Below are 24,952 nucleotides of genomic sequence, written 5' to 3' on the forward strand. Positions count from 1 at the left end.
TAGCAATCGGCCCGCCCCGCATCAGTGCAGGGCGGGCCGATGTGGCCCCGTCCCGGGACCCGCCCTGGGCGTGCGGAGGGCGGGGAGGACGGGGTCCTTGTTCAGATGCGGGTGGTGCTGCCCCCGGCCGCGGCGATCTTCTCGGCCGCGGAGGCGGAGAAGGCGTTCGCGTGCACGTCGACCTTGACCCCGCCGAGCTCGCCGGTGCCGAGCACCTTGACGGGCTGGCCGCGGCGCACGGCGCCGGCCTCGGCCAGCGTGTCCGGGTTGACCGGACCGCCCTGCGGGAACAGCGCCGCGATCCGGTCGAGGTTGACGACCTGGAACACGACCTTGTTGTTGTTCTTGAAGCCCGAGAGCTTGGGCAGCCGCATGTTCAGCGGCGTCTGCCCACCCTCGAACCGCGCGGAGACGGTGCCCCGCGCGCCGGTGCCCTTGGTACCGCGCCCGGCCGTCTTGCCCTTGGAGCCCTCACCGCGACCCACGCGGGTCTTCTTGGTGTGGGCGCCGGGGGCCGGCCGCAGGTGGTGGACCTTCAGAGTCATGTTGTGCCCCTGCTCAGCTGATCTCTTCGACGGTGACCAGGTGCGGCACCGTCGCGACCATCCCGCGGATCTCGGGACGGTCCTCCTGGACGACCGAGTCGTTGATCTTCTTCAGGCCCAGCGAGCGCAGCGTCTGGCGCTGGTTGGGCTTGGTGCCGATCGCGGACTTGACCTGGGTGACCTTCAGCTGCGCCATCTCAGACCCCCTGACCCGCACGGGCACGGAGCATGGCGGCCGGGGCGACGTCCTCCAGCGGCAGACCGCGGCGGGCCGCGATCTCCTCCGGGCGGACGAGGTCCTTCAGCGCCTGCATCGTGGCGTGCACGATGTTGATGGGGTTCGACGAACCGAGGCTCTTGGAGAGCACGTCGTGGATCCCCGCGCACTCGAGCACGGCACGCACCGGGCCACCGGCGATGACACCGGTACCGGGGCTGGCCGGCTTGAGCAGCACGACGCCGGCGGCCGCCTCACCCTGCACCGGGTGCGGGATGGTGCTGGCGATGCGCGGCACCTTGTAGAAGTGCTTCTTGGCCTCCTCGACGCCCTTGGCGATCGCCGCGGGCACCTCCTTGGCCTTGCCGTAGCCGACGCCCACGGTGCCGTCACCGTCGCCCACGATCACCAGGGCGGTGAAGCTGAAGCGCCGACCACCCTTGACGACCTTGGACACGCGGTTGATGGCCACCACGCGCTCGATGTAGTTGCTCTTCTCGGCGGGCGCGCCTCCGGGGCCCCGCCCGCCGTCACGGCGGTCCCGGCGGTCGTTGCCGCCGCCGGCGCCGCCGCCGCGTCGCTGTGGTCCTGGCATCAGACGTCCCTCTCGATCTGCTCGCTCGTGCTGGTGGGGTGGGTGGTCATCAGAAGTCCAGCCCACCCTCGCGGGCACCGTCGGCCAGCGCGGCGATGCGCCCGGCGTAGCGGTTGCCACCGCGGTCGAACACGACCGCCGTGATCCCGGCGGCCTTCGCGCGCTCGGCCACCAGGGCGCCGACCTGACGGGCCAGGGCGGACTTGTCACCCTCGGCCCCGCGCAGGCTGGCGTCCATGGTGGACGCGCTCACCACGGTGCGGCCGACGGTGTCGTCGACGACCTGCACGTGGATGTGGCGGGAGCTGCGCTTGACCACCAGGCGCGGACGCTCCGGCGTACCGGAGACCCGCTTGCGCAGCCGGTTGTGACGGCGGAGCCGCGAGGTGCGGCGCGCCGTGCTGATGTCGGTGCCGACGGGCTTGCGGCCGCCGGCGGTCTTCCCGTTGGTGGGAGCAGTTGCCTGAGCCATCACTTACCCGTCTTCCCGACCTTGCGCTTCACGATCTCGCCCTGGTACCGCACACCCTTGCCCTTGTACGGGTCGGGCTTGCGGATCTTGCGGATCTTGGCCGCCACCTCACCGACCAGCTGCTTGTCGATCCCGCTGACCCGCAGGCGGGTCGGGGACTCGACCGCGAAGGTGATGCCCTCGGGGGCCTTCACCGGCACGGGGTGGCTGAAGCCCAGGGCGAACTCGAGGTCCGAGCCGCGCGCCTGGACGCGGTAACCGACACCGACGATCTCGAGGGTCTTCGTGTAGCCCTCGGTCACACCGGTGATCATGTTGGCGATCAGAGTCCGCGAGAGCCCGTGCAGGGCGCGGTTCTGCCGCTCGTCGTTGGGGCGCTGCACCCGCAGCGTGCCGTCCTCGTCGCGCTCGACGGTGATCGGCGCGGCGACCGTGTGGCTCAGCGAGCCCTTCGGGCCCTTCACGCTGACCGTCTGACCGTCGATGGCGACGTCGACACCACCGGGCACGGCGATCGGGAGTCGTCCGATCCGTGACATCTTCGCTCGCTCCTCTTACCAGACGTAGGCGAGGACTTCCCCGCCCACGCCCTTCTTGGTCGCCTGCTTGTCGGTCAGCAGCCCGGTCGAGGTCGAGATGATCGCCACGCCGAGTCCGCCGAGGACCTTGGGCAGTGCGGTGGACTTCGCGTACACCCGCAGACCGGGCTTCGAGACCCGGCGGACCCCGGCGATGCTGCGCTCGCGGTTGGGGCCGTACTTCAGGTCGATCACCAGCTGCTTGAAGGGGTTGCCGTCCTTGTCGACGTCGTCCACGCGCCAGCCGGCGATGTAGCCCTCCTGCTGGAGGATCTCGGCGATGTGCGTCTTCAGCTTCGACGACGGCATGACCGCGGAGTCGTGGTACGCCTGGTTGGCGTTGCGCAGACGCGTCAGCATGTCTGCGATGGGGTCGGTCATGGTCATGACGTGAGTGGTGCCTCTCTCGCCGCGGTTCCTCGTGCGCCGGGTCTCGGGGACTTGGCGCCGGGCCTCTCGGCGATCGGTGGTGCTACTGAAAGGGATGGAACGGCCCGGCCGCCGGGTCCCACGACGCGCGGAGCGTGTCGTGGGGGCGGCCGGGTCCGCCTACTTCACCAGGAGCTCTTGCGCACGCCGGGGAGCTCCCCGGCGTGGGCCATCTCCCGCAGGCAGATCCGGCACAGGCCGAACTTGCGGAAGACCGAGTGCGGGCGACCGCACCGCTGGCAGCGGGTGTAACCGCGCACCTTGAACTTCGGGGTGCGGGCCGCCTTGTTGATCAGCGCCTTCTTGGCCATCTCTTCTCTCCTGCCCGGCTCAGCGGACGGTCGTGACGACGGGCTGGCCGGCGAAGGGGAAGCCGAGCTGCCGGAGCAGCTCGCGACCCTCCTCGTCGTTGGTCGCGGTGGTGACCAGGGTGATGTCCATCCCGCGGGGACGGTCGATCTTGTCGACGTCGATCTCGCGGAACATCGACTGCTCGGTCAGACCGAACGTGTAGTTGCCGTTGCCGTCGAACTGCTTGGCGTTCAGCCCGCGGAAGTCGCGGATGCGGGGCAGGGCCAGCGACAGCAGACGGTCGAGGAACTCCCACATGCGGTCGCCGCGGAGGGTGACCTTCGCGCCGATCGGCATGCCCTCGCGCAGCTTGAACTGGGCGATGGACTTGCGGGCCCGGACGACGGCCGGCTTCTGCCCGGTGATGGCGGTGAGGTCGCGGACCGCGCCGTCCATCAGCTTGGCGTCGCGGGTGGCCTCGCCGACGCCCATGTTGACGACGATCTTCGTCAGGCGCGGGATCTGCATGACGTTCTCGTAGCCGAACTCCGACTGGAGCGCCGGGACGATCGTCTCGCGGTAGTGGGCGAGCATGCGGGGCAGCTCACGGGTGGGTGCGCTCATGAGGTTCAGAGGTCCTTACCGGTGCGCCGCGAGACCCGGATGCTGCGGCCTTCCTCGTCCTTGCGGTATCCGACCCGGGTCGGCTTCTCCTCGGAGTCGACCACCATCACGTTGCTCACGTGGATGGCCGCCTCCTGCGTGACGATCCCGCCCTGCTGGGCGCCGCGCTGGTTCGAGCTGATGCGGGTGTGCTTGCGCACGCGGCCCACGCCCTCGACCAGCACGCGCTGGAGCTTCGGGTAGGCGGCGATGACGCGCCCCTTGGCACCCTTGTCCTTGCCGGACAGGACCAGGACGGTGTCGCCCTTCTTGACCTTCATCGACGGCGTCTTGCCGTTGCTGGCGGCAGCCATGATCACAGCACCTCCGGGGCGAGCGAGATGATCCGCATGAAGCGCTTGTCGCGGAGCTCCCGGCCGACGGGCCCGAAGATGCGCGTGCCGCGCGGGTCGCCGCTGTCGCGGATGATCACCGCTGCGTTCTCGTCGAAGCGGATGTAGGAGCCGTCGGGACGACGCCGCTCCTTGACCGTGCGGACGACGACGGCCTTGACCACGTCGCCCTTCTTGACGCCGGCACCCGGCAGCGCATCCTTCACGGTGCCGACGATCACGTCGCCGATGCCCGCGTAGCGTCGCCCGGAGCCACCGAGAACCCGGATGCAGAGGATTTCCTTCGCACCGGTGTTGTCGGCGACCCGCAGCCGCGACTCCTGCTGGATCACGTCCTACTCCCCAATACTTGTGGTGACAGCCGGGCCGGAACGGTGAACCGGCTGTCCGGTACCCGCGTGCGGACGCACCGGCGACTGCTGCCGCCGGTGCGTCCGAAGCGCGGGTACCGGGATGCGGCGCGCACTCGAGGCGCGCGCCAGTCGTCCAGGGTACTCCTACCCGTCACGACCCCGGAGGGTCGCCTCTTACTTGGCCTTCTCGATGACCTCGACCAGCCGCCACCGCTTGGTGGCCGACGTGGGCCGGGTCTCCATGATCTGCACGCGGTCGCCGACGCCGGCGACCCCCTGCTCGTCGTGGGCCTTCAGCTTGCTGGTCCGGCGGATGACCTTGCCGTACAGGCCGTGCTTCACGCGGTCCTCGACCTCGACGACGATGGTCTTCTCCATCTTGTCGCTGACGACCAGGCCCTCGCGGACCTTGCGGTAGCCACGGCCGGCCAGGCCGGGGCCGGACGACTGCTGGGTCTCGCTCATGCCACACCCTCGCTCGGGGCGACCGAGAGACCCAGCTCGCGCTCGCGCATGATCGTGTAGATCCGGGCGATGTCGCGGCGGACGGTCTGCAGTCGCCGGTTGTTGTCCAGCTGGCCGGTGGCCACCTGGAACCGCAGGTTGAACAGTTCTTCCTTCGACTCGCGCAGCCGCGAGGCGAGCTCGTCCACGGAGAGCTCGCGCAGCTCGGGAGCGGTCAGACCAGCGGCCATCACACTTCTCCTTCACGCGTGATGAAGCGGCACTTCATCGGCAGCTTGTGGATCGCGCGGCGCATGGCCTCGCGGGCCACGGGCTCGGCGACACCGGACAGCTCGAACAGCACGCGGCCGGGCTTGACGTTGGCCACCCACCACTCGGGCGAACCCTTACCGGAACCCATGCGGGTCTCGGCGGGCTTCTTCGTCAGCGGGCGGTCGGGGTAGATCGAGATCCACACCTTCCCGCCACGACGGATGTGCCGGGTCATCGCGATACGCGCTGACTCGATCTGCCGGTTGGTGACGTAGGCCGGCTCCAGGGCCTGGATGGCGTACTCACCGAAGTTGATCTCGGTGCCGCCCTTGGCCCGGCCGGAGCGGCTCGGGTGGTGCTGCTTGCGGTGCTTGACGCGCCGTGGGATGAGCATGGCTCAGCTCTCCGTGTTCTCGGTGGCCGTCGTCTCGGCGGCCGCGGTGGCCTCCGGGCCGGCGACCTCGGCGACGGTCGTCTCGGGAGCGACCTCGCCGGACGTGGCGGCGACGGTGCTCTCGGCGGTGTCCACGGCCGGGCCGGTCGTGGAGGCGGCGGCGCGGCCGGCCTCGGTGCCACCGGCGGTGGTGCCCGAGGAGCCCGAGCGGCGCTGGGGCCGCTGCGCGCGCTCACGGCGCTGCTGACGCTGGGCGAGGGCCTCGAGGGCCTCCCGCTCGGCGCGCGAGCCGCTGACGTCGCCCTTGTAGATCCACACCTTGACGCCGATGCGACCGAAGGTCGTCCGGGCCTCGTAGATGCCGTAGTCGATGTTCGCGCGGAGCGTGTGCAGGGGCACGCGACCCTCGCGGTAGAACTCCGACCGGCTCATCTCGGTCCCGCCGAGGCGACCCGAGCACTGCACCCGGATGCCCTTGACCTGCGGGCTGCGCTGGGCCGACTGCATGGCCTTGCGCATCGCGCGGCGGAAGCTGACCCGGCTGGAGAGCTGCTCGGCGACACCCTGGGCGACCAGCTGCGCGTCCGACTCGGGGTTCTTGACCTCGAGGATGTTCAGCTGCACCTGCTTGCCGGTGAGCTTCTCGAGCTCCCCGCGGATGCGGTCGGCCTCGGCGCCGCGGCGGCCGATGACGATGCCCGGGCGGGCGGTGTGGATGTCGACGCGGACCCGGTCCCGGGTGCGCTCGATCTCCACCTTGGAGATGCCGGCCCGCTCCATGCCCTTGGACATGAGCTTGCGGATCGCGACGTCTTCCTTGACGTAGTCCTTGTACAGCTTGTCCGCGTACCACCGGGACTTGTAGTCGGTGGTGATCCCGAGCCGGAACCCGTGCGGGTTGACCTTCTGACCCACTATCGGGTCCCTCCCCTCGTGTTGCTGGTGGACTGCTGGGTGGCCGGGCCCGACTGGCCGGTGTCCCGGCGCGCCTTGCGCGACTTCTGCGCGAGGACGGCGCTGCTGGCCACCTCGCTCACCTCGACGGTGATGTGGCTGGTCCGCTTGTTGATGCGGAACGCCCGACCCTGCGCCCGCGGACGGATCCGCTTGAGCGTGGGGCCCTCGTCGACGTAGGCCGCGCTGACCACGAGCGCCGCCGGGTCCAGCTGCAGGTTGTGCTCGGCGTTGGCCACCGCGCTGGCCACGACCTTGGCGACCGGCTCACTGGCCGACTGCGGGGCGAAGCGCAGCAGCGCCAGGGCCTCGTCGGTCGGCAGGTAGCGGATCAGGTCCACCACGCGGCGGGCCTTCATGGGGGTCACGCGGACGAACCGGGCCGTAGCCCGGGCGACCGGCGCCTCCTGTCCCAACTGGGAAGTCATCTGAATCTCTCTCTACCTGGTCAGCCCCGCCGCGAGCGGCGGTCGTCCTTGACGTGCCCGCGGAAGGTGCGCGTGGGCGCGAACTCCCCGAGCTTGTGCCCGACCATCGCCTCGGTGACGAACACCGGGACGTGCTTGCGACCGTCGTGCACCGCGAGGGTGTGGCCGAGCATGTCCGGGATGATCGTCGAGCGGCGTGACCAGGTACGGATCACGTTCTTGGTGCCCTTGGCGTTCTGGGCGTCCACCTTGGCGAGCAGGTGGTCGTCGACGAACGGGCCCTTCTTCAGGCTGCGTGGCATATCTGTCGGACTCCTCTACCCGCTCAGCGCTTCTTGTTGGTGCGCCGGCGGCGCACGATCAGGGCGTCACTGGCCTTGCGCTTGCGCGTCCGGCCCTCCGGCTTGCCCTTCGGGTTCACCGGGTGGCGACCACCGGAGGTCTTGCCCTCACCACCACCGTGCGGGTGGTCCACCGGGTTCATGGCGACACCGCGGACGGTCGGGCGCTTGCCCTTCCACCGCATGCGGCCGGCCTTGCCCCAGTTGATGTTCGACTGCTCAGCGTTGCCCACCTCGCCGACGGTCGCGCGGCAGCGCACGTCGACGTTGCGGATCTCGCCCGACGGCATGCGCAGCTGCGCGTACCGGCCCTCACGGGCGACCAGCTGGACGCTGGTCCCCGCGGAGCGGGCGATCTTGGCGCCGCCACCGGGACGGAGCTCGATGGCGTGAACCACGGTGCCGACCGGGATGTTCCGCAGCGGCAGGTTGTTGCCCGGCTTGATGTCGGCCGCGGGGCCGCACTCCACCGTGTCGCCCTGCTTGAGCCGCGCCGGCGCGATGATGTAGCGCTTCTCGCCGTCGGCGAAGTGCAGCAGCGCGATGCGCGACGTGCGGTTGGGGTCGTACTCGATGTGCGCGACCTTGGCCGGCACGCCGTCCTTGTCGGCCCGGCGGAAGTCGATCACCCGGTAGGCGCGCTTGTGCCCGCCGCCCTGGTGGCGAGCGGTGACCTTCCCGTGCACGTTGCGCCCGCCACGACCGTGCAGCGGTCGGACCAGCGACTTCTCGGGGTGGTCTCGCGTGACCTCGGCGAAGTCGGCGACGCTGGAGCCGCGGCGGCCCGGCGTCGTCGGCTTGTACTTGCGGATAGCCATTGCTGACTCAGTCCTCTATCTCTGGTCCGAACGGTCCGGGCGCGTCAGGCGCCGGGACCACCGAAGATCTCGATGCGGTCGCCGGCAGCCACGGAGACGATGGCGCGCTTGGTGTCCTTGCGCTTGCCCATCTGCGCGCCGCGGCTGCGCTTGCGCTTGCCCTGGCGGTTGATCGTGTTCACGCCGAGGACCTTCACCTTGAAGATCTGCTCGACCGCGATCTTGATCTGCGTCTTGTTGGCGTCCGGGCGCACGATGAACGTGTACTGGTTGCCGTCGAGCAGCCCGTAGCTCTTCTCCGAGATGACCGGGGCGAGCAGGACGTCCCGGGGGTCGCGGACGCTCATGCCTTCTCCTCGGTGGTCTCTTCGACAGTGCCCTCGCCGGCGGCGGGAGCGATGGAGGGGATGCCACCCGGCGTCTCGTGGGTGGCGAGGTCGGGCAGGTCGGCGCCGGAGCGCTTGCCCTTGGCCGGGCCCGCCACGAACTCCGCCAGCGCCGTCTCGGTGAAGACCACCTCGTCGGACACGAGCACGTCGTAGGTGTTGAGCTGACCGGCCTCGATCAGGTGGACCTCGGGCACGTTGCGCAGGCTCACCCAGTTGAGGACGTCGTCGCGGTCGAGGACCACGAGGACGCGCCCGGCCTGGGTGACGGCCTTGAGCGTCGCCAGGGCGGCCTTCGTCTTCGGGGCGTCGCCGTCGACGAACGCGGAGACCACGTGCACCCGGCCCTCGCGGGCCCGGTCGGAGAGGGCACCGCGCAGGGCGGCGGCCTTCATCTTCTTCGGGGTCTTCTGCTCGTAGTTGCGCGGCTGCGGGCCGTGGACGGTGCCACCGCCGGCGAACTGCGGCGCGCGGGTCGAGCCCTGGCGGGCGCGACCGGTGCCCTTCTGGCGGTACGGCTTGGCGCCACCACCGCTGACCTGGCCGCGCGTCTTCGTGGCGTGCGTGCCCTGGCGGGCGGCAGCCAGCTGCGCGACGACGACCTGGTGCATCAGGGAGACGTTCGCGCTGGCGTCGAAGAGCTCACCGGGCAGCGTCACGCTGCCGGAGGTCTCCCCCGCCGGGGTGCGGACGTCGACCTGGCGGTCGGTGCGCGTCTCGGTCGATGAGGTCACTTGTCGTCACTCCCCACGGGGCCGCCCTTGACGGCCGAACGGACGAGCACGAGGCCGCCCTTCGGGCCGGGGATGGCGCCCTTGATCAGCAGCAGACCGCGCTCGGTGTCCACCTTGTGGACGACCAGCGACAGGGTGGTGGTCTTGACCGCACCCATGCGGCCGGCCATGCGCAGGCCCTTGAAGACCCGGCCGGGCGTCGAGGCGCCACCGATGGAGCCCGGCGACCGGTGCTTGCGCTGGGTGCCGTGCGCCGCGCCGAGGCCCTTGAAGCCGTGACGCTTCATGACGCCGGCGGTGCCCTTGCCCTTGCTGGTGCCGATGACGTCGACCTTCGCGACGCCGTCGAACACCTCGGTGGTCAGCTCCTGGCCGACCGTGTAGCTCCCCGCGTCCGAGGTGCGCAGCTCCACCAGGTGGCGCCGCGGCGTCACGCCCGCCTTGGTGAAGTGCCCGCCCTCGGGCTTGTTCACCTTGCGCGGGTCGATCTCACCGAACCCGAGCTGGACGGCCGAGTAGCCGTCCACCTCGGGGGTGCGCACCTGGGTCACCACACACGGACCCGCCTTGACGACGGTCACCGGCACGAGGCGGTTGTTCTCGTCGAAAACCTGGGTCATCCCCAGCTTCTCGCCGAGGAGACCACGGAATGTGCTCGCCATGTCTGCTGACTGCCCTTACTGGATGTTGACGTCGACCGAGGCCGGCAGGTCGATGCGCATGAGCGCGTCGACCGTCTTCGGCGTCGGGTCGAGGATGTCGATGAGCCGCTTGTGGGTCCGCATCTCGAAGTGCTCGAAGGAGTCCTTGTACTTGTGCGGAGACCGGATCACGGCGTACACGTTCTTCTCCGTCGGCAGCGGCACCGGGCCGACGACGCGCGCTCCGGTCTTCGTCACCGTGTCCACGATGCGCCGCGCCGAGGCGTCGATGGCCTCGTGGTCGTAGGCCTTCAGCCGGATGCGGATCTTCTGTCCCGCCATCGCCTGTTCTCGCTCCTGCCGATCGGTTGTGAAAGATCAAGTGGGTCTGCTGACCCGGTGGGTCTGGCGACCCGGGGGTGGCTCCGGCGTCGCGCGCCCGGAGCCCATGGCCGGGCGGCGGCCGGATCCCCGGCCGCCGCCCGTCAGGGTGTTACTTGATGATCTTGGTGACGCGCCCGGCGCCCACGGTACGGCCACCCTCGCGGATGGCGAACCGGAGACCCTCCTCCATGGCGATGGGCTGGATGAGCTCCACCGTCATCTCGGTGTTGTCGCCCGGCATGACCATCTCGGTGCCGGCGGGCAGGGTCACGACGCCGGTCACGTCCGTCGTCCGGAAGTAGAACTGGGGACGGTAGTTGTTGAAGAACGGCGTGTGACGGCCACCCTCGTCCTTCGAGAGGATGTAGACCGAACCCTCGAAGTTGGTGTGCGGGGTGATCGAGCCGGGCTTCACGACGACCTGGCCGCGCTCCACGTCCTCGCGCTTGATGCCGCGGAGGAGAAGACCCACGTTGTCGCCGGCCTGGCCCTGGTCGAGCAGCTTGCGGAACATCTCGACGCCGGTGACGGTGGTCTTGGTCGAACCCTCGCGGATACCGACGATCTCGACCTCCTCGTTCACCTTGACGATGCCGCGCTCGACGCGACCGGTGACGACGGTGCCACGACCGGTGATCGTGAAGACGTCCTCGACGGGCATGAGGAACGGCTTGTCGATGTCGCGCTCCGGCTCGGGGATCGCGGTGTCGACGGCGTTCATCAGCTCCATGAGCTTGTCGCCCCACTCGGCGTCGCCCTCGAGCGCCTTGAGCGCCGAGACGCGGACCACCGGGACGTCGTCGCCGGGGAACTCGTACTCGGAGAGCAGCTCGCGAACCTCGAGCTCGACGAGCTCCAGGATCTCCTCGTCGTCGACCATGTCGGCCTTGTTCAGCGCGACGACGATGTAGGGGACGCCGACCTGGCGGGCCAGGAGGACGTGCTCCTTGGTCTGCGGCATCGGGCCGTCGGTGGCGGCGACGACGAGGATCGCGCCGTCCATCTGGGCCGCACCGGTGATCATGTTCTTGATGTAGTCGGCGTGCCCGGGGCAGTCGACGTGCGCGTAGTGACGGTTCTCCGTCTGGTACTCGACGTGCGCGATCGAGATCGTGATGCCGCGGGCCTTCTCCTCGGGCGCCTTGTCGATCTGGTCGAAGGCGGACGCCTCGTTGAGGTCCGGGTACTTGTCGTGCAGGACCTTGGTGATCGCCGCGGTCAGCGTCGTCTTCCCGTGGTCGATGTGCCCGATGGTGCCGATGTTGACGTGCGGCTTGGTCCGCTCGAACTTGGCCTTGGCCACTGGGTTCCTCTCCTCGTGGTTACGCAGGTGGTGCGTGCTCTGGGGGTTGCGGGCTGTGCTCGGGGAGCGCGGGCGGAGCCGCCCGCATTCCGGTTACTCGCCGGTCGCCTTGGCGATGATCTCCTTGGCGACGTTGGCCGGGACCTCGGCGTACGAGTCGAACACCATCGAGTAGCTCGCCCGTCCCTGGGTGCGGCTGCGCAGGTCGCCCACGTAGCCGAACATCTCCGACAGCGGGACCAGGGCCCGGACGACGCGGGCGCCGGAGCGCTCCTCCATCGCCTGGATGATCCCGCGGCGGGAGTTCAGGTCGCCGATGACGTCGCCCATGTTGTCCTCGGGCGTCGTGACCTCGACCGCCATCAGCGGCTCGAGCAGGGCCGGGTCGGCCTTGCGCGCGGCCTCCTTGAAGGCGATCGATCCAGCGATCTTGAAGGCCATCTCCGAGGAGTCGACCTCGTGGTACTGGCCGTCGAGGAGGAGCGCCTTGACGCCCACCATCGGGTAGCCGGCCAGCACGCCGTACTGCATGGCGTCCTGCATGCCCTGGTCGACCGAGGGGATGTACTCCTTCGGCACCCGGCCACCGGTGACCTTGTTCTCGAACTCGTAGGTCGCGGAGTCCGAACCCATGGGGAGCGGCTCGATCGCGATCTGGACCTTCGCGAACTGGCCCGAACCACCGGTCTGCTTCTTGTGGGTGTAGTCGTACCGCTCGACGGCCTTGCGGATCGTCTCGCGGTAGGCCACCTGCGGCTTGCCGACGTTGGCCTCGACGTTGAACTCGCGGCGCATGCGGTCCACGAGGATCTCGAGGTGGAGCTCGCCCATGCCGGAGATGACGGTCTGACCGGTCTCCTCGTCGAGCTTGACCTGGAAGGTCGGGTCCTCCTCGGCGAGCTTCTGGATCGCGGTGCCGAGCTTCTCCTGGTCGCTCTTGGTCTTCGGCTCGATGGCGACCGAGATGACCGGAGCGGGGAAGGTCATCGACTCGAGGATCACCGGCTTCTGCGGGTCGCAGAGGGTGTCACCCGTCGTCGTCTGCTTGAGGCCGTTGACCGCGACGATCTGGCCGGCGCCCACGCCCTCGCGCTCCTCGCGCTTGTTGGCGTGCATCTGGTAGATCTTGCCGACCCGCTCCTTGCGGTCCTTGGTGCTGTTGAGCACCGGGGACCCGGCGTCCAGCCGGCCCGAGTAGACCCGGATGTAGGTCAGCTTGCCGAGGTGCTGGTCGGTCTGGATCTTGAACGCCAGCGCGGAGAACGGCTCGTCCTCGTCGGCGTGGCGGAGGACCTCGGTCTCGCCGTCCATGGCCGTGCCGACGATCGCCTCGACGTCCAGCGGGCTGGGCAGGTAGTCGGTCACCGCGTCGAGCAGGGGCTGGACGCCCTTGTTCTTGAAGGCGGTACCGGTCAGCACCGGGTTGACCTGCGCGGCGATGGTCGCCTTGCGGATGGCCGCCTTCAGGCGCTCGACCGAGATCTCCTCGCCACCGAGGTAGGCCTCCATGAGCGAGTCGTCGAAGTCCGCGATGTTCTCGAGGAGCTTCTCGCGGTACTCGGCGGCCTGGTCGGCCAGCTCCGCGGGGATCTCCTCGACCGCGTAGTCCTCACCCATCTTGGTCTCGCCGCGCCAGGTGAGGGCGCGCATCTGGACCAGGTCGACGACGCCGATGAAGTCGGCCTCGGCACCGATGGGCAGCTGCAGCACCAGCGGGTTGGCCCCGAGGCGCTCGACCATCATGTCGACGCAGCGGAAGAAGTCGGCACCGGTGCGGTCGAGCTTGTTGACGAAGCACATGCGGGGGACGCCGTACTTCTCCGCCTGGCGCCAGACCTGCTCGGTCTGCGGCTCCACGCCGGCCACACCGTCGTAGACGGCGACGGCACCGTCGAGCACCCGCAGCGACCGCTCCACCTCGACGGTGAAGTCGACGTGCCCGGGGGTGTCGATGATGTTGATGTCGAAGCCGTTCCAGGAGCACTTCGTCGCGGCGGACGTGATGGTGATGCCGCGCTCCTGCTCCTGCTCCATCCAGTCCATCGTGGCCGCGCCGTCGTGGACCTCACCGATCTTGTAGTTGATACCGGTGTAGAAGAGGATGCGCTCGGTCGTGGTCGTCTTACCGGCGTCGATGTGCGCCATGATCCCGATGTTGCGGGTCTTGGCGAGCTGGGCCTCGTTGCTGGCCATTCCTTACCCCTCTTGCTGGTTGTCCGTGTGCGGGTGCCGGGGGTCGCCCGGGAGTCCCGCCGACGGCGGGCGCTGGTGCGTTACCAGCGGTAGTGCGCGAAGGCCTTGTTCGACTCGGCCATCTTGTGCGTGTCCTCGCGCCGCTTCACAGCAGCACCCAGACCGTTGCTCGCGTCGAGCAGCTCGTTCATCAGGCGCTCGGTCATCGTCTTCTCCCGGCGCGCCCGGCTGTACTGGATGAGCCAGCGCAGGCCGAGGGTGGTGCTGCGGGAGGCGCGGACCTCGACCGGGACCTGGTAGGTCGCACCACCGACGCGGCGGCTGCGGACCTCGAGGGCCGGCTTGACGTTGTCCAGCGCGCGCTTGAGCGTGACGACCGGGTCGGTGTCGGTCTTCGCGCGGGCGCCCTCGAGGGCGCCGTAGACGATCGCCTCGGCGACCGAGCGCTTGCCGTCGACCAGCACCTTGTTCACCAGCTGGGTGACCAGCGGCGACTGGTACACCGGGTCGGCGACCAGCGGACGCTTCGGCGCGGGGCCCTTGCGCGGCATCAGCTCTTCTCCTTCTTCGCGCCGTAACGGCTGCGAGCCTGCTTGCGGTTGCGGACACCCTGGGTGTCCAGCGAGCCGCGGATGATCTTGTAGCGGACGCCGGGGAGGTCCTTCACACGGCCGCCGCGCACGAGCACCATGGAGTGCTCCTGCAGGTTGTGGCCGACGCCCGGGATGTAGGCGGTCACCTCGATGCCACTGGTCAGGCGGACGCGAGCGACCTTGCGCAGCGCCGAGTTCGGCTTCTTCGGCGTCGTCGTGTACACGCGCGTGCAGACACCACGGCGCTGGGGCGAACCCTTGAGCGCCGGAGTGCTGGTCTTCGTGACCTTGTCCTCGCGGCCCTTGCGGACCAGCTGGTTGATCGTGGGCATGGGTGGCCTGGATCTCCTACCTGCGCTGGGGTGGTGCTCGTCTGTTTGCTGCTCTGCGGGTGGTGCTGGGGTGCCGGCTCCTGGAGGGAACCTCCCCGACCGCGGTCGTGTTCCGCGTCCGGTCCACGCGGTCGGGCGTGTTGCCCTCCCCCGGACCGGTCCGCTGCCGGACCGTGATCGGTTTGCCCCTCGCGACTCCGGCGCCGCCACCCTCCGGCATGACCGGGAGGTGGTCCCCGGTGGCCGGAGGTTTGCCACCTCTGGTCACCCAGGCGCACCGCGAACGGGAGCAGGCCCAGGACACCCTGGGCACGGCTGACCACGATACCCGGGCCCGGACAGGCGGTCAAAGCCGGGTCCCTCACACCCGTCGACACGTCGACCGGAAGGGCCGGCCGGCGACCGGGTGCCCGGGAGACTACCGCCGGCCGGGAGCCCGCGACAGCTCCGCCGCTCCCCCTCGCGGCGACCGCTACCGTGCGGTGGGCGCCAACGGTGGCGCCGCGGAGCAGAGGAGCGCACGTGCGGATCGGCATCCAGGCCAGCTACAGCGGCGGTTTCCAGGACACGGCGGCGGAGATCCGCGACCTGGAGTCCGCCGGCCTCGACCTCGCCATGGTGGCCGAGGTCTACACGTTCGACGCGGTGAGCCAGCTGGGGTACCTGGCGGCGGTGACCGAGCGCGTGGAGCTGCTCAGCGGCATCCTGCCCATCTACAGCCGGACGCCGGCGCTGACGGCGATGACCGCGGCCGGGCTGGACTTCGTCTCCGGCGGCCGGTTCACCCTGGGCCTGGGGGCGTCCGGCCCGCAGGTGATCGAAGGGTGGCACGGCCTCCCCTACGACGCCCCGCTGCAGCGCACCCGCGAGATCGTCGAGATCTGCCGCCAGGTGTGGCGCCGGGAACGGCTGCAGCACGAGGGGAAGAAGTACTCGATCCCGCTGCCGGCCGAGCAGGGCACCGGCCTGGGCAAGCCGCTGAAGCTGATCAACACCCCGGTCCGCGACCGGATCCCGGTGATGCTCGCCGCGCTCGGCCCGAAGAACGTGGAGCTGGCCGCGGAGATCGCCGAGGCCTGGGAGCCGATCTTCTTCGTCCCGGAGAAGGCGGCCTCGGTCTGGGGCGAGTCGCTGGCCGCCGGGAAGGCCAAGCGCGACGCTGCGCTGGGTGAGCTGCAGGTGATCACCGGCGTCCCCGTGGCGATCGGCGACGACGTCGAGCCGCTGCTGGACCTGGTGCGGCCCTCGCTCGCCCTCTACATCGGCGGCATGGGCGCCCGCGGCAAGAACTTCTACAACGACCTCGCCGTCCGGTACGGCTACGAGGCCGAGGCGAGGACGATCCAGGACCTCTACCTGGACGGGAGGAAGGACGAGGCGGCCGCGGCGGTGCCCGACGAGCTGGTGCGGGCGTCCTCCCTGATCGGGCCCGAGGGGTACGTCGCCGAGCGCATCGCCGCGTTCGCCGAGGCCGGCGTCACCACGTTGATGCTGCAGCCGCTGGACGGCAGCCGCGAAGCCCGCCTGCGCACCGTCGAGACGATGAAGCGCCTGGCCGGCTAGCTCCGGGCACGCATGCGGGAGGGCCCCGTGGACCGTCGTGGTCCGCGGGGCCCTCCTGCGTCGCCGCCGGCGTCGTCCTCCCTCACCGCAGCGCGTCCTCCCCCACGGTCCGCGCTGAGGGTGAGGACACGCCACGATCAGGGCACCTGATCGTGGCCGGCCCTGGGGCGGGGATGCGAAAGGGCCCCGTGGACTGACGCCACGGGGCCCTTTCGTCACCTAGGGGGTGTCAGCCCCGCCAGTCGTACTCCTCGAGGCGGACGGCCTCGCCGGTGCCCTGGCCGAAGACGTCCGGGCTGTAGTACTGCCCGTCCTCGTAGCCGGCCATGGTGTACACGGCTGCCCGCGCCTCCTCGGTCGGCTCGACCGTGATGTTCCGGTAGCGGCTGATGCCCGTACCGGCCGGGATCAGCTTCCCGATGATCACGTTCTCCTTGAGGCCGAGCAGGCTGTCGCTCTTGCCCTGGATCGCGGCGTCGGTGAGCACCTTGGTCGTCTCCTGGAAGGAAGCGGCCGACAGCCACGACTCGGTCGCGAGCGAGGCCTTGGTGATGCCCATGAGCACCGGACGGGCCGAGGCCGGCTCGCCGCCCTCGGCGACGACGCGGCGGTTCTCGGTCTCGAACAGCGTCCGCTCGACCAGCGCGCCCGGGAGGAACTCGGTCGCACCCGAGTCGATGATGGTCACCCGCTTCAGCATCTGGCGGATGATCACCTCGATGTGCTTGTCGTGGATCGACACACCCTGGCTGCGGTAGACCTCCTGGACCTCGCGGACCAGGTGCAGCTGCACCTCGCGCGGGCCCATGATCCGCAGCACCTCGTGCGGGTCGACCGCACCCTCGGTGAGCTGCTCGCCGACCTCGACGTGGGCGCCGTCCTCGACCCGCAGCCGCGACCGGCGCGACAGCTTGTCGTAGACGACCTCGTCGGAGCCGTCGTCCGGGGTGATGGTCAGCTTGCGGAACTGCTCGCCGTCCTCGATCCGGACCGTGCCGGCCAGCTCGGCGATCGGGGCCTTGCCCTTGGGGACGCGGGCCTCGAAGAGCTCCACCACACGCGGCAGACCGTGGGTGATGTCCTCACCCGCGACACCACCGGTGTGGAAGGTGCGCATCGTCAGCTGGGTGCCGGGCTCACCGATCGACTGGGCGGCGATGATGCCGACCGCCTCACCGACGTCCACCAGCTTGCCGGTCGCGAGCGACCGGCCGTAGCAGGTGGCGCAGGTGCCGAGCAGCGACTCGCAGGTCAGCACGCAGCGGACCTTGACCTCCGCGACGCCGGCGTCGACGAGCTGCTGGATGAGCACGTCACCCAGGTCGGCGTTGGCCGGGGCGATGACCGTCCCGTCCTCGGCGACGACGTCGGCGGACAGCGCGCGGGCGTAGACGCTGGTCTCCACGTGCGGGTCACGGGTGACCACGCCGTCGACGAGCGTGCCGATCGGCATGAGGACGCCGCGGTCGGTGCCGCAGTCCTCCTCGCGGATGATGACGTCCTGCGAGACGTCCACCAGGCGCCGGGTGAGGTACCCGGAGTCGGCGGTCCGGAGCGCCGTGTCGGCCAGACCCTTGCGCGCACCGTGCGTGGAGATGAAGTACTCCAGCACGGACAGACCCTCCCGGAAGTTGGCCTTGATCGGCCGCGGGATGATCTCGCCCTTCGGGTTGGCGACCAGACCGCGCATACCGGCGATCTGGCTGATCTGCATCATGTTGCCTCGGGCGCCCGAGTTGACCATGACCCAGACCGGGTTGGTGGTCGGGAAGTTGTCGACCATCGCCTGGCTGACCTCGGCCCGCGCGCGGGTCCAGATCTCGATCAGCTCGCCACGCCGCTCGGCGTCGGTGATGACGCCGCGCTCGTACTGCTTCTCGATCTTGGCCGCCTCGGCCTCGTGCCGGTCGAGGATCTCCTGCTTGACCGGCGGCGTGACGACGTCGTCGATGGCGATGGTGACGCCCGACCGCGTGGCCCAGCGGAACCCGGCCGCCTTGAGGGCGTCCAGCGTCGCCGCCACCTGCACCTTGGGGTAGCGCTCGGCGAGGTCGTTGACGATCGCCCCGAGCTCCTTCTTCGGCACCTGGTAGTTGACGAAGCGGTAGTCCTCGGGCAGGGCCTCGTTGAACAGCACCCGGCCCAGGCTGGTCTCGACGACCGCGGGCTGGCCCGGCGTCCAGTCCTCGGGCTGCTCCCACGGCTCGTTGACCTTGCCGTTGTCGACGCCGAAGACCTCGTCGAGCCGGATGTAGGCCCGCTCCTGCAGCGCCAGCGCACCCATGTCGAACGCCATGAGCGCCTCGGCCGCCGAGGCGTAGGCCGCGGGCTTCCCACCGTCGGCCTCGTGCCGCGAGGGCACCAGGGTCGTCAGGTGGTACAGGCCCAGCACCATGTCCTGGGTCGGCGCGGTGATCGGGCGACCGTCGGCCGGCGACAGGATGTTGTTGCTCGACAGCATCAGGATCCGGGCCTCGGCCTGCGCCTCGGCCGACAGCGGCAGGTGCACCGCCATCTGGTCACCGTCGAAGTCGGCGTTGAACGCGGTGCAGACCAGCGGGTGGATCTGGATGGCCTTGCCCTCGACCAGCTGCGGCTCGAAGGCCTGGATGCCCAGGCGGTGCAGCGTCGGCGCCCGGTTCAGCAGGACCGGGTGCTCGGTGATGACCTCCTCCAGCACGTCCCAGACGACGGGGCGCGCGCGCTCGACCATCCGCTTGGCGGACTTGATGTTCTGCGCGTGGTTGAGGTCGACCAGCCGCTTCATGACGAAGGGCTTGAACAGCTCCAGGGCCATCTGCTTGGGCAGACCGCACTGGTGCAGCTTCAGCTGCGGGCCGACGACGATGACCGAACGGCCGGAGTAGTCGACGCGCTTGCCGAGCAGGTTCTGGCGGAACCGGCCCTGCTTGCCCTTGAGCAGGTCGCTCAGGGACTTCAGGGGGCGGTTGCCCGGGCCGGTGACCGGCCGGCCGCGGCGGCCGTTGTCGAACAGCGCGTCCACGGACTCCTGGAGCATCCGCTTCTCGTTGTTGACGATGATCTCCGGCGCGCCCAGGTCGAGCAGCCGCTTGAGCCGGTTGTTCCGGTTGATCACCCGGCGGTACAGGTCGTTCATGTCGCTGGTGGCGAAGCGGCCACCGTCGAGCTGCACCATCGGGCGCAGGTCCGGCGGGATGACCGGGACGCAGTCCAGCACCATGCCCATGGGCGAGTTGCGGGTCTGCTGGAACGCCGCGACGACCTTGAGCCGCTTGAGCGCGCGCAGCTTGCGCTGGCCCTTGCCGCTGCGGATGGTCTCCCGCAGCGAGGCGGCCTCGGCGTCGAGGTCGAAGCCGGAGAGCAGCTTCTGCAGCGCCGCGGCGCCCATGCCACCCTCGAAGTACTCGCCGAAGCGGTCGCGGAGCTCGCGGTAGAGGCCCTCGTCGGCGATGAGCTGCTTGACCTCGAGCTTGCGGAAGGTGTCCATCACCTCGTCGAGGCGGTCGATCTCCCGCTGGGCGCGGTCGCGCAGCTGGCGCATCTCGCGCTCGCCGCCCTCGCGCACCTTGCGGCGGACGTCGGACTTGGCGCCCTCCGCCTCGAGCTCGGCCAGGTCGGCCTCCAGCTTCTGCTGGCGGGCCTCCACGTCGGCGTCGCGCCGGTTCTCCAGGTTCGACTTCTCGGCGCTGATCTCGGCCTCGATGGTCGGGAGGTCGCGGTGGCGCGCCTCGTCGTCGACCGAGGTGATCATGTAGGCCGCGAAGTAGATGATCTTCTCGAGGTCCTTGGGCGCCAGGTCGAGCAGGTAGCCCAGGCGGGACGGGACACCCTTGAAGAACCAGATGTGCGTGACCGGCGCGGCCAGCTCGATGTGGCCCATCCGCTCACGACGCACCTTGGCGCGGGTGACCTCGACGCCGCAGCGCTCGCAGATGATGCCCTTGAACCGGACGCGCTTGTACTTGCCGCAGTAGCACTCCCAGTCCCGGGTGGGACCGAAGATCTTCTCGCAGAAGAGACCGTCCTTCTCCGGGCGGAGGGTCCGGTAGTTGATGGTCTCGGGCTTCTTCACCTCACCGTGGCTCCACTGGCGGATGTCGTCGCCGGTGGCCAGACCGATGCGGAGCTCGTCGAAGAAGTTGACGTCGAGCAAGGTGTGACCCCTTTCAGGGGCTAGTGCTTCGCTTCTATGGCTTGGGGTGGGGAGCCGGCCGGCCCCGACTGCTCAGGGCCGGCCGGCGGCCGATCAGACGTCCTCGACGCTGGAGGGCTCGCGGCGGGACAGGTCGATGCCCAGCTCCTCCGCGGCCCGGAAGACCTCGTCATCGGTGTCGCGCAGCTCGATCGCCTGGCCGTCGCCGGAGAGCACCTCGACGTTGAGGCAGAGCGACTGCAGCTCCTTGAGCAGCACCTTGAACGACTCGGGGATGCCCGGCTCGGGGATGTTCTCGCCCTTGACGATCGCCTCGTAGACCTTGACGCGGCCGAGGATGTCGTCGGACTTGATGGTGAGCAGCTCCTGCAGCGCGTAGGCCGCGCCGTAGGCCTGCATCGCCCAGCACTCCATCTCGCCGAAGCGCTGGCCACCGAACTGCGCCTTACCACCCAGCGGCTGCTGCGTGATCATCGAGTACGGGCCGGTCGAGCGGGCGTGGATCTTGTCGTCGACGAGGTGCAGCAGCTTCAGGATGTAGACGTAGCCCACCGAGATCGGCTCGGGGAACGGCTCGCCGGAGCGGCCGTCGAAGAGCCGGGCCTTGCCGGTCGGCTGCACCATCCGGTTGCCGTCGCGGTTGGGCGTCGTCGAGCCGAGGAGGCCGATGATCTCGTCCTCCTTGGCGCCGTCGAACACCGGCGTCGCGGTGCGGGTCCCCGGAGCGGCCGACCGCGCGGCCTCGGGCAGGTTCTTGGCCCAGTCCGGGTCGCCGTTGACCTCCCAGCCCTGCTTGGCGATCCACCCGAGGTGGGTCTCCAGCACCTGGCCGACGTTCATGCGGCCGGGCACGCCGAGCGGGTTGAGGACGATGTCGACCGGGGTGCCGTCCTCGAGGAAGGGCATGTCCTCCTGCGGCAGGATCTTCGAGATGACGCCCTTGTTGCCGTGGCGCCCGGCGAGCTTGTCGCCGTCGGAGATCTTGCGCATCTGGGCGACGTAGACCCGGATCAGCTCGTTGACGCCGGCGGGCAGCTCGTCGCCGTCCTCGCGGGAGAACACGCGGACGCCGATGACCTTGCCGGACTCACCGTGCTTGACCTTCAGCGACGTGTCGCGGACCTCGCGGGCCTTCTCGCCGAAGATCGCGCGCAGCAGCCGCTCCTCGGGGGTCAGCTCGGTCTCGCCCTTGGGCGTCACCTTGCCGACGAGGATGTCGCCGGGGACGACCTCGGCACCGATGCGGATGATGCCGCGCTCGTCGAGGTCGGCGAGCACGTCCTCGGAGACGTTCGGGATGTCCCGGGTGATCTCCTCGGCACCGAGCTTGGTGTCGCGGGCGTCGACCTCGAACTCCTCGATGTGGATCGAGGACAGGACGTCGTCCTGCACGAGGCGCTGCGACAGGATGATCGCGTCCTCGTAGTTGTGGCCCTCCCACGGCATGAAGGCGACGAGCAGGTTCTTGCCCAGCGCCATCTCGCCCTGGTCGGTGCACGGACCGTCGGCGATGACCTGGCCGACCTCGACCCGCTGCCCCTCCTCCACGATCGGGGACTGGTTGATCGAGGTGCCCTGGTTCGAGCGGCGGAACTTCAGCAGGCGGTAGGTCTGCCGGGTGCCGTCGTCGGCCATGACCGTCACGTAGTCGGCGGTGGAGTCCTCCACGACACCGGCCTTCTCCGCGACGACGACGTCGCCGGCGTCGACGGCGGCGCGCAGCTCCATGCCGGTGCCGACGAGCGGGGCCTCGCTGCGCAGCAGCGGCACCGCCTGCCGCTGCATGTTGGCGCCCATGAGCGCGCGGTTGGCGTCGTCGTGCTCGAGGAACGGGATCATCGCCGTCGCGACCGAGGTCATCTGCCGCGGCGAGACGTCCATGTAGTCCACGTTCTCGGGGGCGAGGTAGTCGACCTCACCGCCCTTGGTGCGGACCAGGACGCGCTCCTCGGCGAGGCGGCCCTGCGCGTCGAGCGGGCTGTTGGCCTGCGCGACGACGAAGCGGTCCTCCTCGTCGGCGGTCAGGTAGTCGATCTGGGTGGTGACCTGGCCGTTCTCGACCTTGCGGTACGGCGTCTCGATGAAGCCGAAGGCGTTCACCCGGCCGAACGAGGACAGCGAGCCGATGAGGCCGATGTTCGGGCCTTCCGGCGTCTCGATCGGGCACATCCGGCCGTAGTGGCTCGGGTGGACGTCGCGGACCTCCATGCCGGCCCGCTCACGCGACAGACCGCCCGGGCCCAGCGCCGAGAGGCGGCGCTTGTGGGTCAGGCCCGCGAGCGGGTTGGTCTGGTCCATGAACTGGGACAGCTGGCTGGTGCCGAAGAACTCCTTGATGGAGGCGACGACCGGCCGGATGTTGATCAGCGTCTGCGGCGTGATCGCCTCGACGTCCTGGGTGGTCATGCGCTCGCGGACCACGCGCTCCATGCGGGAGAGGCCGACCCGGATCTGGTTCTGGATCAGCTCGCCGACGGTGCGCAGGCGGCGGTTGCCGAAGTGGTCGATGTCGTCGACGCCGTGGTCGGGCTCGCCGGCGTGCAGGCGCACCACGTACTCGATGGTGGCGACGATGTCGTCCTCGGTCAGCGTGCTGGTGCTCTGCGGCACCTCGACGCCCAGCTTCTTGTTGACCTTGTACCGGCCGACCTTCGCCAGGTCGTAGCGCTTCGGGTTGAAGAACAGGTTCTCCAGCAGCGCCTGCGCCGACTCGCGCGTCGGCGGCTCGCCCGGCCGCAGCTTGCGGTAGATGTCGAGCAGGGCCTCGTCCTGCCCGGCGATGTGGTCCTTCTCCAGGGTGGCCAGGACGGTCGGCGACCACTGGAAGTGCTCGCGGATGCGGTCCTCGGTCCAGCCCAGGGCCTTGAGGAGCACGGTGACCGGCTGCCGGCGCTTGCGGTCGATGCGGACGCCCACGGTGTCGCGCTTGTCGACGTCGAACTCCAGCCACGCGCCGCGGCTGGGGATGACCTTGGCGCTGAAGACGTCCTTGTCGGAGGTCTTGTCCAGGGTCTTGTCGAAGTAGACGCCGGGGCTGCGGACCAGCTGGGAGACGACGACGCGCTCGGTCCCGTTGATGACGAAGGTGCCCTTGTTCGTCATGATCGGGAAGTCGCCCATGAACACCGTCTGCGACTTGATCTCGCCGGTGGTGTTGTTCATGAACTCGGCGGTGACGAACAGCGGCGCCGCGTAGGTCATGTCCTTGTCCTTGCACTCCTCGAGGGACGCCTTGACGTCCTCGAAGCGCGGGTTGGAGAAGGACAGCGACATCGAGCCGCTGAAGTCCTCGATCGGGGAGATCTCCTCGAGGATCTCGGCCAGGCCGCCGACGGCGTCGGCCTGCTCCTCCGGCGAGAGCGTCGCCCGCCACTCGGGGCTGCCCACGAGCCAGTCGAAGGAAGCGGTCTGGAGCGCGAGGAGGTCGGGGACCTCGAGCGGCTCGGAGATCTTGGCGAACGAGACGCGAAGCGGCGCGCCGGGGATCTTCTGCTGGTCGGCCTCGCCGGTGCGGGGACCGTCCTGCGTGGCCGGGGTCGTCTGGGTGGTACCGGACTCGGTGGTGCCGGGGGTGATGCTGGTGGGGCGAGAGCCTGCCAAGATGCGTCCTTCCAAGGACCTCACGACGTGCGGGCGGTGGGCTGCGGGGTCGTCCTGGGTCGTCGTCGGTGATGGCGAGGCTGTCCGCGACGGCCGCGATCGCTCGCCGCACAGGTCAGCACGGGCGTCGCCCGGGAGATTCCCGGGCACCCGTCGTGACCCGTCTCGGCGGGCAGGCAGTCAGAGGGCAGCGCAACAGGAGACCCTACCCCCACCGGAGCGCCGTGTCCACGTCGGGGGCACCGGTGCGACCGGTGCCACACCCGCGGGACGCGTGGGCCCGGGAGGGGCCCGGCGGGGCGTGCGCCGGACCCATGATGACAGCGGAGGCTGCGCGGTGGGACCGCCACGCCGTCGGCCCCTCGGGACGCGGGCCGCTCAGGAGGTCGTCAGCAGCGTGAGCTCGCTGATCCTCCACTCGCCGTCCACGGTCACCATGCGCACCTGGACCGTCTGCACGCAGGACTGGGCCCCCTCGGGCGTCACCTGGCACTCCGACCCCTCGGGGGGCTGCTGCCCGGTGTTCACCGAGCGGACCACGTACTGCCCGAAGACGACGAGCGTCGCCGTGTCCTGGGCGTCGTTGATCTGCTGGAGCCCGACGTCGTTGACCTCGTAGCTGGTCGTGGCCGACACCTGCTCGTAGGTGTCGATGATCCCGCCCTGGGACAGGTCGCGCTCGTACTGCTCGCGCAGGTCCCCGGTGAGCACCGCGAGCTTGCCCTCGACGCTGCCCTCGGAGTCCTCGTAGTCGTAGGCGTAGAGCGCGCGGACCCCGTCCGCGGCGGCCTCGATGACCCCGGTCCGCACGTAGGCCGGGTCCAGCCGCTCCCGCAGCAGCAGCCCCGTGGCGACGGCGGCCAGCAGGCAGAGCACGGTCAGGACCGCGATCGGCGCGCGACCGGTGCGGCGGCGCGGGGCGGGGTCCGCGCCGCCGCAC

Annotated in this window: 28 protein-coding genes and 1 pseudogene; 1 reads left to right on the forward strand and 28 read right to left on the reverse strand. The window is 69.7% G+C overall.

What is annotated here, in order from left to right; translation table 11 throughout:
• Positions 1-101: 101 nt before the first annotated feature.
• The 25 genes and pseudogenes from rplO to rpsL all read right to left on the reverse strand — a co-directional run bounded on the left by rplO (position 102) and on the right by rpsL (position 14,714).
• Positions 102-539 (reverse strand): 50S ribosomal protein L15, encoded by a 438-nt coding sequence (gene rplO, locus E9549_RS06840; protein WP_374201415.1) that lies wholly within the window; start codon positions 537-539, stop codon positions 102-104.
• 19 nt (positions 540-558) lie between these two features.
• Complete coding sequence (gene rpmD, locus E9549_RS06845) at positions 559-741, reverse strand: 50S ribosomal protein L30 (protein WP_236825789.1); 183 nt, start codon at positions 739-741, stop codon at positions 559-561.
• Position 742: 1 nt separating this feature from the next.
• The gene (gene rpsE, locus E9549_RS06850) at positions 743-1,357 is read right to left on the reverse strand and encodes a 30S ribosomal protein S5 (protein WP_026857030.1); all 615 of its coding nucleotides are present in this window, start codon (positions 1,355-1,357) and stop codon (positions 743-745) included.
• 49 nt (positions 1,358-1,406) lie between these two features.
• Positions 1,407-1,829, reverse strand: a complete 423-nt coding sequence (gene rplR, locus E9549_RS06855; RefSeq protein WP_236825790.1) for a 50S ribosomal protein L18 — start codon at positions 1,827-1,829, stop codon at positions 1,407-1,409.
• Positions 1,829-2,368, reverse strand: a complete 540-nt coding sequence (rplF, locus tag E9549_RS06860; protein ID WP_236825791.1) for a 50S ribosomal protein L6 — start codon at positions 2,366-2,368, stop codon at positions 1,829-1,831. The genes rplR and rplF overlap by 1 nt, the downstream gene beginning before the upstream one ends.
• Before the next feature lie 15 nt (positions 2,369-2,383).
• Positions 2,384-2,794 carry a 30S ribosomal protein S8 gene (gene rpsH / locus E9549_RS06865; protein WP_236825792.1) on the reverse strand — a complete coding sequence of 137 codons (411 nt, stop codon included), beginning with the start codon at positions 2,792-2,794 and terminating at the stop codon, positions 2,384-2,386.
• Between the two features lie 167 nt (positions 2,795-2,961).
• On the reverse strand, positions 2,962-3,147 hold the full coding sequence (locus E9549_RS06870) for a type Z 30S ribosomal protein S14 (RefSeq protein ID WP_091929101.1): 186 nt from the start codon (positions 3,145-3,147) through the stop codon (positions 2,962-2,964).
• 19 nt (positions 3,148-3,166) lie between these two features.
• A complete protein-coding gene (gene rplE, locus E9549_RS06875; protein ID WP_374201414.1) occupies positions 3,167-3,721 on the reverse strand; it encodes a 50S ribosomal protein L5 in 555 nt (184 codons plus the stop codon).
• A gap of 35 nt (positions 3,722-3,756) precedes the next feature.
• Positions 3,757-4,071: a 50S ribosomal protein L24 gene (gene rplX / locus E9549_RS06880; RefSeq protein ID WP_236825810.1), complete on the reverse strand. Its 315-nt coding sequence runs from the start codon at positions 4,069-4,071 to the stop codon at positions 3,757-3,759.
• Between the two features lie 35 nt (positions 4,072-4,106).
• Complete coding sequence (gene rplN, locus E9549_RS06885; RefSeq protein WP_091929103.1) at positions 4,107-4,475, reverse strand: 50S ribosomal protein L14; 369 nt, start codon at positions 4,473-4,475, stop codon at positions 4,107-4,109.
• A 195-nt stretch (positions 4,476-4,670) separates the two neighbouring features.
• Positions 4,671-4,961, reverse strand: coding sequence for a 30S ribosomal protein S17 (rpsQ, locus tag E9549_RS06890; RefSeq protein ID WP_236825793.1), 291 nt, complete (start codon positions 4,959-4,961; stop codon positions 4,671-4,673).
• A complete protein-coding gene (gene rpmC / locus E9549_RS06895) occupies positions 4,958-5,191 on the reverse strand; it encodes a 50S ribosomal protein L29 (protein WP_236825794.1) in 234 nt (77 codons plus the stop codon). Before rpmC ends, rpsQ begins: the two co-directional genes overlap by 4 nt.
• Positions 5,191-5,607 (reverse strand): 50S ribosomal protein L16, encoded by a 417-nt coding sequence (rplP, locus tag E9549_RS06900; protein ID WP_014377986.1) that lies wholly within the window; start codon positions 5,605-5,607, stop codon positions 5,191-5,193. Before rplP ends, rpmC begins: the two co-directional genes overlap by 1 nt.
• Positions 5,608-5,610: 3 nt before the next feature.
• A complete protein-coding gene (rpsC, locus tag E9549_RS06905) occupies positions 5,611-6,522 on the reverse strand; it encodes a 30S ribosomal protein S3 (protein WP_236825795.1) in 912 nt (303 codons plus the stop codon).
• Between the two features lie 113 nt (positions 6,523-6,635).
• Positions 6,636-6,989: pseudogene (gene rplV / locus E9549_RS06910) on the reverse strand (50S ribosomal protein L22); the annotation flags it as partial.
• 20 nt (positions 6,990-7,009) lie between these two features.
• A complete protein-coding gene (gene rpsS, locus E9549_RS06915) occupies positions 7,010-7,291 on the reverse strand; it encodes a 30S ribosomal protein S19 (protein ID WP_236825796.1) in 282 nt (93 codons plus the stop codon).
• 23 nt (positions 7,292-7,314) lie between these two features.
• Positions 7,315-8,148 (reverse strand): 50S ribosomal protein L2, encoded by an 834-nt coding sequence (rplB, locus tag E9549_RS06920; RefSeq protein WP_236825797.1) that lies wholly within the window; start codon positions 8,146-8,148, stop codon positions 7,315-7,317.
• Positions 8,149-8,192: 44 nt separating this feature from the next.
• The gene (gene rplW, locus E9549_RS06925; protein WP_091929110.1) at positions 8,193-8,495 is read right to left on the reverse strand and encodes a 50S ribosomal protein L23; all 303 of its coding nucleotides are present in this window, start codon (positions 8,493-8,495) and stop codon (positions 8,193-8,195) included.
• Positions 8,492-9,268: a 50S ribosomal protein L4 gene (rplD, locus tag E9549_RS06930; RefSeq protein WP_236825798.1), complete on the reverse strand. Its 777-nt coding sequence runs from the start codon at positions 9,266-9,268 to the stop codon at positions 8,492-8,494. Before rplD ends, rplW begins: the two co-directional genes overlap by 4 nt.
• A complete protein-coding gene (gene rplC, locus E9549_RS06935) occupies positions 9,265-9,930 on the reverse strand; it encodes a 50S ribosomal protein L3 (RefSeq protein WP_236825799.1) in 666 nt (221 codons plus the stop codon). The genes rplD and rplC overlap by 4 nt, the downstream gene beginning before the upstream one ends.
• A 15-nt stretch (positions 9,931-9,945) precedes the next feature.
• On the reverse strand, positions 9,946-10,251 hold the full coding sequence (gene rpsJ / locus E9549_RS06940; RefSeq protein WP_091929113.1) for a 30S ribosomal protein S10: 306 nt from the start codon (positions 10,249-10,251) through the stop codon (positions 9,946-9,948).
• Between the two features lie 151 nt (positions 10,252-10,402).
• A complete protein-coding gene (gene tuf, locus E9549_RS06945; RefSeq protein WP_236825800.1) occupies positions 10,403-11,596 on the reverse strand; it encodes an elongation factor Tu in 1,194 nt (397 codons plus the stop codon).
• A 93-nt stretch (positions 11,597-11,689) separates the two neighbouring features.
• Positions 11,690-13,789, reverse strand: coding sequence for an elongation factor G (gene fusA / locus E9549_RS06950; protein WP_236825801.1), 2,100 nt, complete (start codon positions 13,787-13,789; stop codon positions 11,690-11,692).
• Between the two features lie 80 nt (positions 13,790-13,869).
• Positions 13,870-14,340: a 30S ribosomal protein S7 gene (rpsG, locus tag E9549_RS06955; RefSeq protein ID WP_091929116.1), complete on the reverse strand. Its 471-nt coding sequence runs from the start codon at positions 14,338-14,340 to the stop codon at positions 13,870-13,872.
• Positions 14,340-14,714, reverse strand: coding sequence for a 30S ribosomal protein S12 (rpsL, locus tag E9549_RS06960; RefSeq protein ID WP_224499980.1), 375 nt, complete (start codon positions 14,712-14,714; stop codon positions 14,340-14,342). Before rpsL ends, rpsG begins: the two co-directional genes overlap by 1 nt.
• A gap of 522 nt (positions 14,715-15,236) precedes the next feature.
• Between rpsL and E9549_RS06965 the strand changes: the two genes are divergently transcribed.
• A complete protein-coding gene (locus E9549_RS06965) occupies positions 15,237-16,277 on the forward strand; it encodes an LLM class F420-dependent oxidoreductase (protein ID WP_236825802.1) in 1,041 nt (346 codons plus the stop codon).
• A gap of 229 nt (positions 16,278-16,506) precedes the next feature.
• On the opposite strand, the gene E9549_RS06970 is transcribed toward E9549_RS06965, so the two are convergent.
• The 3 genes from E9549_RS06970 to E9549_RS06980 form a co-directional block, all read right to left on the reverse strand.
• On the reverse strand, positions 16,507-20,412 hold the full coding sequence (locus E9549_RS06970; protein ID WP_236825803.1) for a DNA-directed RNA polymerase subunit beta': 3,906 nt from the start codon (positions 20,410-20,412) through the stop codon (positions 16,507-16,509).
• 93 nt (positions 20,413-20,505) lie between these two features.
• The gene (rpoB, locus tag E9549_RS06975; RefSeq protein ID WP_374201413.1) at positions 20,506-23,898 is read right to left on the reverse strand and encodes a DNA-directed RNA polymerase subunit beta; all 3,393 of its coding nucleotides are present in this window, start codon (positions 23,896-23,898) and stop codon (positions 20,506-20,508) included.
• Between the two features lie 492 nt (positions 23,899-24,390).
• Positions 24,391-24,952 (reverse strand): hypothetical protein (locus tag E9549_RS06980; protein WP_236825805.1); only part of this gene is annotated, 562 nt, incomplete at its 5' end.

Origin of the sequence: Blastococcus sp. MG754426 (genome assembly GCF_021699055.1) — a bacterium.
Taxonomy (GTDB): domain Bacteria; phylum Actinomycetota; class Actinomycetes; order Mycobacteriales; family Geodermatophilaceae; genus Blastococcus.

What these genes read in the sequence shown, in the direction of transcription:
- rplP (WP_014377986.1), bottom strand. Translation starts at nt 5,607, where the DNA reads ATGCTCATCCCACGGCGCGTCAAGCACCGCAAGCAGCACCACCCGAGC.
- rpsG (WP_091929116.1), bottom strand. Translation starts at nt 14,340, where the DNA reads ATGCCGCGCAAGGGCCCCGCGCCGAAGCGTCCGCTGGTCGCCGACCCG.
- rpsL (WP_224499980.1), bottom strand. Translation starts at nt 14,714, where the DNA reads ATGCCCACGATCAACCAGCTGGTCCGCAAGGGCCGCGAGGACAAGGTC.
- rpsH (WP_236825792.1), bottom strand. Translation starts at nt 2,794, where the DNA reads ATGACCATGACCGACCCCATCGCAGACATGCTGACGCGTCTGCGCAAC.
- rpmC (WP_236825794.1), bottom strand. Translation starts at nt 5,191, where the DNA reads ATGGCCGCTGGTCTGACCGCTCCCGAGCTGCGCGAGCTCTCCGTGGAC.
- rplE (WP_374201414.1), bottom strand. Translation starts at nt 3,721, where the DNA reads ATGCTCGCCCACTACCGCGAGACGATCGTCCCGGCGCTCCAGTCGGAG.
- rpsJ (WP_091929113.1), bottom strand. Translation starts at nt 10,251, where the DNA reads ATGGCGGGACAGAAGATCCGCATCCGGCTGAAGGCCTACGACCACGAG.
- rplW (WP_091929110.1), bottom strand. Translation starts at nt 8,495, where the DNA reads ATGAGCGTCCGCGACCCCCGGGACGTCCTGCTCGCCCCGGTCATCTCG.
- E9549_RS06870 (WP_091929101.1), bottom strand. Translation starts at nt 3,147, where the DNA reads ATGGCCAAGAAGGCGCTGATCAACAAGGCGGCCCGCACCCCGAAGTTC.
- rplX (WP_236825810.1), bottom strand. Translation starts at nt 4,071, where the DNA reads ATGAAGGTCAAGAAGGGCGACACCGTCCTGGTCCTGTCCGGCAAGGAC.
- rpsS (WP_236825796.1), bottom strand. Translation starts at nt 7,291, where the DNA reads ATGCCACGCAGCCTGAAGAAGGGCCCGTTCGTCGACGACCACCTGCTC.
- rplF (WP_236825791.1), bottom strand. Translation starts at nt 2,368, where the DNA reads ATGTCACGGATCGGACGACTCCCGATCGCCGTGCCCGGTGGTGTCGAC.
- rplB (WP_236825797.1), bottom strand. Translation starts at nt 8,148, where the DNA reads ATGGCTATCCGCAAGTACAAGCCGACGACGCCGGGCCGCCGCGGCTCC.
- rpsE (WP_026857030.1), bottom strand. Translation starts at nt 1,357, where the DNA reads ATGCCAGGACCACAGCGACGCGGCGGCGGCGCCGGCGGCGGCAACGAC.
- rplC (WP_236825799.1), bottom strand. Translation starts at nt 9,930, where the DNA reads ATGGCGAGCACATTCCGTGGTCTCCTCGGCGAGAAGCTGGGGATGACC.
- rpsQ (WP_236825793.1), bottom strand. Translation starts at nt 4,961, where the DNA reads ATGAGCGAGACCCAGCAGTCGTCCGGCCCCGGCCTGGCCGGCCGTGGC.
- fusA (WP_236825801.1), bottom strand. Translation starts at nt 13,789, where the DNA reads ATGGCCAGCAACGAGGCCCAGCTCGCCAAGACCCGCAACATCGGGATC.
- rpmD (WP_236825789.1), bottom strand. Translation starts at nt 741, where the DNA reads ATGGCGCAGCTGAAGGTCACCCAGGTCAAGTCCGCGATCGGCACCAAG.
- rplR (WP_236825790.1), bottom strand. Translation starts at nt 1,829, where the DNA reads ATGGCTCAGGCAACTGCTCCCACCAACGGGAAGACCGCCGGCGGCCGC.